Consider the following 9,062-nt stretch of genomic DNA (forward strand, 5'->3'; position numbering starts at 1 on the left):
GCCTCTCACCCGCGACAAAATCAACCAGGTGCTGCAAGAGCACTTCGGCCACACCGCCACCGTGAATTAGACAGCGGCTACAAGTCAAACACAAACGAGGGTATTCTTACCTTCCTGTCGTTTACAAGTCTTTTTCGCATCGATGAATTTCGCTGTATCTGTTTTGGCTGGTGTCCTCTGCCTGTTTGCCCTGCCTTCTTGTGGCCAGAAATCGAGCCATAGTAAGCTGGGTGAAGCTCACGCCCGGCAGCAAGTGCAACGCGTCATAAGTGCAGCTGCCCAAACACCATTCTACAAACCTCTGCTACCCACCAAAGCCGTGGCCACGGCCATGATGGAACCGTTGCTGTTTTCCATTTACGGTAAAGAAAATATTATCAGGCAGCGCCCCTACGAGGTGTACTTAATCAACGGCTTCTGGTACCTAGCGGGCACACTCCCCGAGGACATGCTCGGGGGAACGTTTGAACTCATTGTGGAAGCACAGAATGGCCGCGTGGTGGAGTTGACCCACGGTAAGTAATCGTTCACGAAAAGGGTAGGGCTGTAAACGCGCCTCATTCAATTGAAGGAGTATATTTTGGGTACTTACTATTTCCTTCTCAGATGTCTACTCGCTTACAGGTATTGCTGGCAGGCTTGGCCTTGGCTGGGCTAACGGCATGCGACCCGGCCTTGCGGATGGTGTTTCATAACCAAACCCAGCAGCCGGTTTCGTTCAAGACCATCTATTCCCGTCCCGGGCTTCCGGATACGACTTCGCAGCGGTTGCTGCTGCCAGGTCGGACGACGATGTATTTTGGCATTGGCGGGTGGAGCGACTCGGCCACCTTCCAGATTGCCCGTCGCTTCAAGAGCTGGGAAGTGGCCCGTGCCAACGACACACTACGGCTAAGCGACAGCAAGGCACTGTACCAATTTCTCCGGAACTGCCCCCACAAGGGTTTTATACAAAGCACCTTACTGGTGGAATTCGAGTAACCTCGCTAAAATCGGCAGTGTAGCTAAACGGTCCGAAGCTAAACGAGCGCTGTCCAGTTGAAGAAGCGTATTCTTATCAAGGATGCCGATGGGTTACCAACGGGTTATGGCCTTGCGCAGGCGCCAGTGAAACACGGCCATTGGTTCGGAATACTGGCCGAGCGCATTTTCCAAGCCCTCAAAACTGCTGTTATCGAACCCCATTGTCCCGCATTGGAACGTGGAGAGGCGGTACGCCAACCCGGCTGGGGTGGGCACCAGGTCGACTGTGTACAACAGGCGCCAGGTTTCAAAGTGGTAAGTCGAGTCTTCCCCCCTGGGCACGCCCCCGGGGTACGACACGGAATCCAGGTAGGCCCAGTTACTCAATCCCGCAAAGGTGGTGTCGGCCGTGGGGTCCGGCTTGGCTTCCGTCAGGTTGGCGGCGTACCAGCGCCGCGCCCAGGCGCGTTGTTGCGCGGGCGTGGCCCCGGTCGTGGGCCAGGGCAGTACGCCTGTGAACTCGATTGAGCCGGTCCGCGCGTTTCGGGGCCACGAAGTAGGCGTCGGCTGGCGAGTGGCGGAGTCGTGTGGGACTAGTGGTAGGTTTCGCGCCCACTCCTCGTCCGGCGGCGTGGCGGCGGGTGGGGCGGGCATTGGCGGTGCCGCTGCCGCGCGGGTGTAGGTGAACGTCACGTCTTCCGTCCCCGCGCTGCTGCGGGTGTGCGTGCGGTAGAGCAAGCGGCGGCGCGTTAGTTTGAGGACCGGGTGGACCGTTTCGCCGGACCGGTCCCGAAAGCGCAGGCTGTCCGGCCGGTAGGCGTACCATGTGGGGGGGGAGTGGCGCAGGCCCGGCGCCACAAAGTGGACGGAGTCGGCGGCGGTAAACGCCAGCCACACCGTGCCCGGGGCGTTCTCGTGGCGCTGGTCCGCCAGCCGCCGCCCGGTTTCGTCGCGGCTCACCGTGCGCACCCCGACTTGCTCCCACCAGCCCACCAGCGAGGGCGTTGCGGCCGGGACCGAGGAGGCACAGCCCGTCAGGAACGGACCCAGCAGAAGGCCCACAGCGATTCGGTTCACGTGGTGAAGTTAGCGAATCACCACGAATGGGGATTAAATGCTTGTTCAGCGAAACGGTCAGACTCGCGAAAGGGGACATTGTTTCCTGACGGGTAGCTGGTTACTGGTCCTGCTTTGCTGGTGAGGGCGATGGATCACACACCGTCCCCCACCTGCTTCCCATGCCCTGATTCCATTCGTTTCCCCCATATTTGACGGCCTGCGCCTGCCGATGGCTGTTGCTGGCCGGTACCGTTCCGGCTCCGCCGCCCACGCTGGGCACCTGGCAACCACGCACGCCCCGAGGGGGTAGGTGCTTGCAACAGACACCCAGTTTTCTGTCATGAAAAAGCACTCTCTCTTCCTCCTGTTGGCCCTTCTTGTTCACGTCTACGCGGGCCACGCCCAGCCGGCCCAACAACGGCTGTCTTCTGGGCTTTCGCGCCGGATCGACACACTGCTCACCCGGGATATTGAGGGAATCAAGCAAGTGCTGGAAATCAAGACGGATGATGCCACCAAGCCGGTGCTCTTGTTTTTAGCAGGCGGCCCCGGTAGTTCGATGATGCCCGCCGCAAAGGGCTTTACCACCCTGTTAAAAGCCAAATTTACCCTGGTACAGTGGGACCAACGGGGCGCCGGTAAGACCTTGGCCTTGAATCCGTCGCCCGCCCCGACCTCCGTGGCGCAGATGCAACGAGACACGTACCACGTCGTCCGGTTTCTGGCCCAGGAACTGCACCAGGACAAAATCTACCTGGTGGGCAGCTCCTGGGGAAATGTGTTGGGGTTTTACATGGTCGAACACCACCCGGAACTGCTGCATGCGTACTTCGCCGTGAACCCGGTCGTTAGTCAATTGGCCAGCGAACAGGAATTGCTGGCCGTGCTGAGAACGTATTTCAGAGCAGACCCGCGGGCCAGTCAGGAGTTGGCGGGCGTCACCATTCCGTTCGAAAAGGACGAAGACTTGTTCTACCTCCGGAAATGGTTGTTTTATAAGGACGGCCAGACGTACGTCACCAGCGAGGCGTTCAAAAAGGGGTTCCTGCAATGGTCGGCCACGTGGTCGCCTGTGTGGAACGAGGTCATGGCCATTGACTTGCCGAAGACGTTGAAGCGGGTTCACTGCCCGGTGTATTTCTTCGTGGGCCAGCACGACATCCAAACTTCGGCCCGCATTACGCAGAACTATTTCCAGACCCTCAACGCCCCGCGAAAGGGGCTGGTGGTGTTTGAGCAGTCCGGACATCAAATCCACAAAGACGAACCGGAAAAATTTCAAAAAGCAATCCTTCAGACACTGGAGACAAACAGATAAGATTTCCAAAAGTGAAAGGCGCGTTTACCGTTCAGAAAAACGGTCCAAACGACAAAAGGAGCCTTAGATTGTGTCCTAGCAAATGCAGCGAGGTTGCCATAGGGCCTTAGCTGCCGCTCGCCAACCCCCTCGCGCCATTCTCCGTTTGCCCAGGGCCCGCCCGTTATTCTGATTTTCCTCGCTGCCCCCTACCCCATGCGCCGCCAGCCTTTCACCCTGCATTTCACCCCCGCGCTCAGTTTCAACGTCGCGAAGAAACACGTGCGCGATGGCCTCTCCTCCATGCTGCTCACCGACGACAATCTGTGGGTGAGCTGCGACGAACGCACCAGCCTGGAGCGGTTGCGGCGCACGGGCCCGCAAGTGTTCGGCGAGCATTGCTCTTACCAACTGGCCGATTTGCTGGACTTGCCCAGCGGCGAAGATGCCGAAATTGATATCGAAGGCATGGCCACCGACGGCCACTACCTCTGGCTGGTCGGCTCGCACAGCCTCAAACGGAAAAAACCCGAAAAAGAAGGGGCCGACACCGCCGAGCAGCTGGCGCGCCTGGCCAAGGTGAAAGCAGCGCCCAACCGCAACCTGCTGGCCCGCATCCCGCTGCTGCGCAACCCCGCCACCGGCAATTTTGAGCTGCACAAAAAAGCCCCGCACCCCACCGACCCCACTCAGACGCTCCACGCCGCCCAGTTGCGCGGCACCGATGAAAGCAACGAACTGCTCGACGCCCTGGCCCACGACCCGCACCTGAAGCCGTTTCTGTCCATCCCCGGCAAAGACAACGGGTTCGACATTGAAGGCCTGTCGGTATCGTCGGGCAGCCACGTGTTTGTGGGCCTGCGCGGGCCCGTGCTCCGCGGTTGGGCCGTAGTGCTGGAGCTGCGCGTGGAAGAAGACAAGCCCGGTCGCCTGCGCCTGCACGCCGTGCCCGGCGCGGCCGAAAAGCACTATCGCAAGCACTTCCTGGACTTGGGCGGTATGGGCGTGCGCGAACTACGCCTGTGCGGGGCCGATCTGTTGGTGCTGGCCGGCCCCACCATGGACCTCGACGGCACCATTGCCGTGTACCGCTGGCCCAATGCCACGCAGCAAGCGGCCGACAGCCTGATTGACGCCAAACGAATGCGCCGCCTTTTCGACGTGCCCCACGGCCATGGCCCCACCGCCGGCCAGGACAAGGCCGAAGGCATGGCCTTGCTCGACGACCAGCACCTGCTCGTGGCCTTCGACAGCCCCGCTGATGCGCGCAAGCCCGGCCCCCATCAAGTGGTTATCGACCGCTACCCACTGGCCGAAGCGCCCGCCGCCGCTGAAAAGGACCGGCCCGTGAAAAGCCCACCGAGGAGCAAATAAATAGATGGTCCGAGGGTAAACGCGCGCCGTTCAGAAATAGGAGGGTTCTAATAGTTCAGGAGTACTTCTTCATATACCTGCACCCTGTAGTCTGCCGAATCGAGTAGCGGTGCGCCCACGCCGCCGCTGTCTTGCAGCCAGGCACGGATTATCGCGGCCTCGTCGGCACACGCGTTGACGGGGGCCCTGAACGGCAAAGCTTCATGCAGCACGCTGATGAAGTTAAAGCGCAGCTGCCCCGCCTGCGGGTCGTGCCAGAGGTAGTAGCGCAGCCCGCCCGGCTGCCCACGCTGGGCGAGTTGGGTGCGGCGGTTACACTTGACGCGTTGCAAAAACGCCTGTACCTCTGCGGGCGCAATCGCCCCAGCCAATTCCTCGCTCACGCCGATGGTCCACATGTTCTCGGCAATCTCGTTCTCCAACTCGTCCCGCGAGGCGGCCAAGTACACCTGGTCGGTTACGATGGACTCCAAGTCCTGAAAGTAGGCTTCTTTACTGGTCATAGGAACGGGCTAACTTTCTGCTGCAGGAAGCACCGGCGCGAAAGGTATCGCTTTCTTGCGTTCAGTAAAATGGTCTGAACAGCAACATGGCAGGCGTCCCGGGTTAAGGTCGGACAGTTCCGTCGCGTGGACCGGGCGTACGGGACGCCGCGCGCACCTCCCCGCCGGCCAGCAGCGCCACCACGGCCAGTTCCAGCCCGAAGTACCCCCACCCCCACGCCGTGACGCACCAGGGGCCAAACGCGAGCAAACAAGCCGTCAAGACCCCGTAGAGCAGGTTCGCCGCGGCGATGGCCCGCAGCCAGGGCTGCCAGGGGCGGGGGTTGGCCCAGTAGCACAGCAGCGAGCCCGTCGCCAACGCGCCCGCGATTGCGGCCAGCGGGTGCAGGACCGCGGCCGGCACGCCCAGCGCGCGCTCAAACCGGGGCAGGACCGCGCCCAGGCACAGGGCCGAAAGCACCGCCCCCACCCCGTCGAGGAGGAAGAGCCGCTGGCGCGACGGGGTGGGCGCAGCGAAGAGCTCGGGGTTCACAAGGGTCAATTTAGCGAAACAAGCTTTTGTCTAAATTACAATTGCCTCGTTTTCGCCTGCTTCTAAGCCGTTACCTTCGCTATACAGGCGTTAGTCAATCGAATGATGCAATATATTTTACTGGCGTCTCTACTTATTGGAGGCGTGTCGCCAACCCTAGGACAAGTGGTGATTCAAGGAGACAGTACGTTCCTTGGACTTAGAATTGGCAAGTCCTCCGGTGAGCAAGTCAAAGCACAACTGGGGAACCGCTACCGGTCCGAGAAGCTAATCCATGTTCTCACCGTGAGCACGCGTGATGGCTCTCACAACACACTAAAGCGGGAGACGGGCGTGATTATGCATTACCGCAAGCAGGGACTGATTTGTTATATCAACACCATCTCCTCGCAAAGGCGTATGGGGTTAATACGAATTGAATTTGACGCTACCGCCAAGGTTTCGTCTGCCAAGGGCATACAGCCTGGCAAACATCAGTTTAGCGATGTCATAGCACAGTATGGGCCAGTTGATGTTGAGGGAACGGACTATGCTTTACCAACAGTGCGGGAGATTTCCCGCGATGGAAAGCAGTGGTATACGGTCCTCGCTTACCCGAGCATCAGTTTCGTCAGTCTAGGCAAAAAGGAGCCGGGGGAGAACCTGCTAGCCAGGCCAGTTACAGGAATTTGGTTGGGGGTGTGGTACTAGGGGCACCTATAACTCGCTTACTGAACCCTGGGAAAGTGGTGCTCTTAAGCAAGCCGGTCCGAGAAGTCGTCTTATGTTCAGTAAAATGGTCCGAAGGTAAACGCGCTTCGTTCAATTGAAAGAGCGATTCAGCGAAAGGGTCTGACTCGCCAAAGAACATACAACGGATACGTGCATTCACCGCGCGGGGTGCATTTTCTGGTAGCGCATCCGACCGGATAAAAGCAGCCAGCTCAAGGCCAGCGACTTTACCAGAACGCCCGCCACCAAGGCGATGTAGAAGTGCCGTAGACTGCCACCGGGCAGGAGCACGACCATCATTAAATCTACTTCCGACAGCAACGCCGCAATCACAAGCACGGCCGTGTACCGCACGCCCGCTCGGTGGGCGGTGACCGACTGGCGCGCGAAGCCCACCAGCAGCAAACTCCACACAAGGAACACCAGCAGCACTTCTAACTTGCCGCGCCACAGCGGCTTCAATAAGGTCCCGATCGTCCCGCCGATGAAATACAACAGGGCTTGGTTGAAAAAGTAGTCCACGATGCCGTAGAGCACCACACAGGCAAGGAAGTACAGGGTCGTTTCGCTTCGTCTGGACATGGAACTACAATGTCAGCAACTGTTCACGCAAAGGGTGGCAAGGTAAACGCTGCGTTTGCTAAAGGAGGGGTTAAGGCTTGTCACAACGTCCAAAACAAGTTCCTTGCGCGACGTGCCCGCTTCGTGTCGAGGGCTTTACATACGACGCAGGAAAAACGGCTCCTGCCTAGTTGGCCGGGATATACACCTCGTTCTGCCGCTCGGGATTCGTGGTTGAACTGACGACCAAACGGTTGGCCGTCAGTTCAACCACTGTCATCGTCCCGGCCGCTCCCTTCGGCCCCACCAGGTGCAAGGTGCGCTGCGCTTCGTCCAGCTCCCACTGGCTGCGGGCACTGAACAGCATCCACTTCGTTTTTACCGTGCCGTTGGGCAGAAACACCAAACGCGCCGATGCAAAGGCGGCGCGCAGGCCGCTGGTGCGTTGCAGTAATTTCGCCGCCTGCAGGGTGTCCGTTTCCCGCACATGGGCAATGTAATTGTCGGTCACCGCAATCACTGAGCCGGGGTCGATTTTCCACTCCCGAAGCAACAGCGTGCGGAGGCGCTCGTAGGTGACCGACACCTCCCCGATCTGGTACGCGACTTCCGCCAGCCCGACGGGTGGGCCCAGCTGGCTGAGCGGTACCGTGCGGGCCTCATAGCCCAGGTGCGAGATGCGAAGCGGGGCATCGGGCGCCGCGCCGGACACGGGCAAGCGAAAGCGGCCGTCTTCGTCGGTGCGGGTACCTGCGGGCTGTCCTTCGAGGCGGACGGTGGCATCGGGCACCGGGGCGCCAGTGGTCTGGGACACGACGCGGCCGGCCGCGGTTTGGCCCTGGGCGGCCAGGGGCAAGAGGGCGAGCAGGCACGCCAGAAGACGGTTGAGCATAGAGAAGGGTGAGCCGGACTGGGCGACCCCGCCGGCCCGCCGCATTAAGACGTCTAGCCGGCGTTTTGCCCAGGCCCACTGGTTTTTTTGGGAAAGGTAGGTACTGCGCCCCCGGAACAACAACTGGAGGAGCAAGCCATCTGCTCAACGCTTGCGGGGCCGGAGCAGGGTTTACTGAAACGGTCGGAAGGTAAACAGGGCAATTCAGAATAAGGAGCCTATCTTTCGACACTACTCTCCACCGACATGTCGCCTGTTCTTCTTCTCCTGCGTTTCCGGTGGCTATTGGTGCTGGTTACCTGTTGCGCTTACGCCGGGCCTTGCTCCGCCCAGTCGCCGCAGACCTACACGTTAACCAACCAACGGACCGTAAAAGACGGGAAACAAGAATCCAGCAGCCCTTTGACCGAGGCGTTCTTGACCGTCTTGGAAGAGCAGAAGGTGATTGCCACGCTCTTTCTGAAAAGCGGCCACGGTAAATCCTACCGCATTGACCAAACCCGGCCTGACCTGTCCGGCATGGGCATCACCATGTACATCTGCAACGCGGCAAAGGGCTCCGACAACGAGGTGGATGGGGACGTGATTATTGTCAATCCCGTCAATAAAACGATTGTATTCGCCGTGTTACGGGACAACCCAAAGGGACAGCAGATGAACAACTTTGTGGAGTACCACTACGAATCCGTGGCGTATCAAGACAAATAAGCAGTTCGCTTAGCATGTCTTTCCGCTTACAAGGAGAGTTCACGCAAAGGGTCCGAAGCTAAACGCGCTCTGTTTGAAAAAAGGAGGGATTAATACGCTCCGTAATCGTTGTTGAGGCAGCGAAGGGATTTGACCGGCACCTCCACCAAGTGTCCCTGTGCGCTGACTCCCCAGGCGCGCAGCGGATAGGGCAGGTAACGTTTCTCAGCGGCAGGCACCCGTTTGTACAGCACGAAGTACTGGCGGGGCTTGCCTGTGGCCGCCGAGCAGTACGTGATGTCTATTTGACGCCGGGGCGCGGCCACGCGCAGGTGCACCGTGTCCGCGATTTCAAACCGAGCCCGGGCCGTGCGGGGGGAAAGACGCCGTTCAAACGCCAAGACGAGTTGGCCGTTTTGGCACGCGGCCTGGGTCTTGGCGTAGCACGAGAGCCCGTTGCCGCTTTCCAGCATGAGGGCCCCG

At 59.7% G+C, this 9,062-nt stretch carries 12 protein-coding genes; 6 read left to right on the forward strand and 6 right to left on the reverse strand.

Annotated elements, in window-relative coordinates:
- The first annotated feature begins 142 nt into the window (after nucleotides 1-142).
- Nucleotides 143-523, forward strand: a complete 381-nt coding sequence (locus CDA63_RS19235; protein ID WP_088466082.1) for an NTF2 fold immunity protein — start codon at nucleotides 143-145, stop codon at nucleotides 521-523.
- Nucleotides 524-606: 83 nt separating this feature from the next.
- Nucleotides 607-981 (forward strand): hypothetical protein, encoded by a 375-nt coding sequence (locus CDA63_RS19240; protein WP_088466083.1) that lies wholly within the window; start codon nucleotides 607-609, stop codon nucleotides 979-981.
- Nucleotides 982-1,074: 93 nt separating this feature from the next.
- On the opposite strand, the gene CDA63_RS19245 is transcribed toward CDA63_RS19240, so the two are convergent.
- Nucleotides 1,075-2,040 carry a hypothetical protein gene (locus CDA63_RS19245; RefSeq protein WP_126546970.1) on the reverse strand — a complete coding sequence of 322 codons (966 nt, stop codon included), beginning with the start codon at nucleotides 2,038-2,040 and terminating at the stop codon, nucleotides 1,075-1,077.
- A gap of 322 nt (nucleotides 2,041-2,362) precedes the next feature.
- Here CDA63_RS19245 and CDA63_RS19250 point away from each other — a divergent pair, with 322 nt between their 5' ends.
- Together CDA63_RS19250 and CDA63_RS19255 are read left to right on the forward strand one after the other, a co-directional pair.
- Nucleotides 2,363-3,340, forward strand: a complete 978-nt coding sequence (locus CDA63_RS19250) for an alpha/beta fold hydrolase (RefSeq protein WP_088466085.1) — start codon at nucleotides 2,363-2,365, stop codon at nucleotides 3,338-3,340.
- 195 nt (nucleotides 3,341-3,535) lie between these two features.
- Nucleotides 3,536-4,693: a DUF3616 domain-containing protein gene (locus CDA63_RS19255; RefSeq protein ID WP_088466086.1), complete on the forward strand. Its 1,158-nt coding sequence runs from the start codon at nucleotides 3,536-3,538 to the stop codon at nucleotides 4,691-4,693.
- Between the two features lie 47 nt (nucleotides 4,694-4,740).
- On the opposite strand, the gene CDA63_RS19260 is transcribed toward CDA63_RS19255, so the two are convergent.
- Nucleotides 4,741-5,196: a hypothetical protein gene (locus CDA63_RS19260; RefSeq protein WP_088466087.1), complete on the reverse strand. Its 456-nt coding sequence runs from the start codon at nucleotides 5,194-5,196 to the stop codon at nucleotides 4,741-4,743.
- 103 nt (nucleotides 5,197-5,299) lie between these two features.
- Nucleotides 5,300-5,728 carry a hypothetical protein gene (locus tag CDA63_RS19265; RefSeq protein WP_126546971.1) on the reverse strand — a complete coding sequence of 143 codons (429 nt, stop codon included), beginning with the start codon at nucleotides 5,726-5,728 and terminating at the stop codon, nucleotides 5,300-5,302.
- A 102-nt stretch (nucleotides 5,729-5,830) separates the two neighbouring features.
- Here CDA63_RS19265 and CDA63_RS19270 point away from each other — a divergent pair, with 102 nt between their 5' ends.
- Complete coding sequence (locus CDA63_RS19270) at nucleotides 5,831-6,418, forward strand: hypothetical protein (RefSeq protein WP_088466089.1); 588 nt, start codon at nucleotides 5,831-5,833, stop codon at nucleotides 6,416-6,418.
- 177 nt (nucleotides 6,419-6,595) lie between these two features.
- Here CDA63_RS19270 and CDA63_RS19275 read toward each other — a convergent pair whose 3' ends face one another.
- Together CDA63_RS19275 and CDA63_RS19280 are read right to left on the reverse strand one after the other, a co-directional pair.
- Nucleotides 6,596-7,021 carry a hypothetical protein gene (locus tag CDA63_RS19275; RefSeq protein WP_126546972.1) on the reverse strand — a complete coding sequence of 142 codons (426 nt, stop codon included), beginning with the start codon at nucleotides 7,019-7,021 and terminating at the stop codon, nucleotides 6,596-6,598.
- Between the two features lie 166 nt (nucleotides 7,022-7,187).
- Nucleotides 7,188-7,892 carry a carboxypeptidase-like regulatory domain-containing protein gene (locus tag CDA63_RS19280; RefSeq protein WP_165768406.1) on the reverse strand — a complete coding sequence of 235 codons (705 nt, stop codon included), beginning with the start codon at nucleotides 7,890-7,892 and terminating at the stop codon, nucleotides 7,188-7,190.
- A gap of 417 nt (nucleotides 7,893-8,309) precedes the next feature.
- On the opposite strand from CDA63_RS19280, the gene CDA63_RS21145 reads away from it, so the two are divergent.
- The gene (locus tag CDA63_RS21145) at nucleotides 8,310-8,600 is read left to right on the forward strand and encodes a hypothetical protein (protein ID WP_176900077.1); all 291 of its coding nucleotides are present in this window, start codon (nucleotides 8,310-8,312) and stop codon (nucleotides 8,598-8,600) included.
- Between the two features lie 89 nt (nucleotides 8,601-8,689).
- Here CDA63_RS21145 and CDA63_RS21005 read toward each other — a convergent pair.
- A partial coding sequence (locus CDA63_RS21005) for a hypothetical protein (protein ID WP_165768407.1) occupies nucleotides 8,690-9,062 on the reverse strand: 373 nt, incomplete at its 5' end.

The sequence above is a fragment of the Hymenobacter amundsenii genome (assembly GCF_002204745.1).
In the GTDB taxonomy this organism is placed as follows: domain Bacteria; phylum Bacteroidota; class Bacteroidia; order Cytophagales; family Hymenobacteraceae; genus Hymenobacter; species Hymenobacter amundsenii.

Coding starts and splice junctions, on each gene's coding strand:
- CDA63_RS19235 (WP_088466082.1), top strand. CDS start 143: ATGAATTTCGCTGTATCTGTTTTGGCTGGTGTCCTCTGCCTGTTTGCC.
- CDA63_RS19240 (WP_088466083.1), top strand. CDS start 607: ATGTCTACTCGCTTACAGGTATTGCTGGCAGGCTTGGCCTTGGCTGGG.
- CDA63_RS19250 (WP_088466085.1), top strand. CDS start 2,363: ATGAAAAAGCACTCTCTCTTCCTCCTGTTGGCCCTTCTTGTTCACGTC.
- CDA63_RS19255 (WP_088466086.1), top strand. CDS start 3,536: ATGCGCCGCCAGCCTTTCACCCTGCATTTCACCCCCGCGCTCAGTTTC.
- CDA63_RS19260 (WP_088466087.1), bottom strand. CDS start 5,196: ATGACCAGTAAAGAAGCCTACTTTCAGGACTTGGAGTCCATCGTAACC.
- CDA63_RS19270 (WP_088466089.1), top strand. CDS start 5,831: ATGATGCAATATATTTTACTGGCGTCTCTACTTATTGGAGGCGTGTCG.
- CDA63_RS19275 (WP_126546972.1), bottom strand. CDS start 7,021: ATGTCCAGACGAAGCGAAACGACCCTGTACTTCCTTGCCTGTGTGGTG.
- CDA63_RS19280 (WP_165768406.1), bottom strand. CDS start 7,892: ATGCTCAACCGTCTTCTGGCGTGCCTGCTCGCCCTCTTGCCCCTGGCC.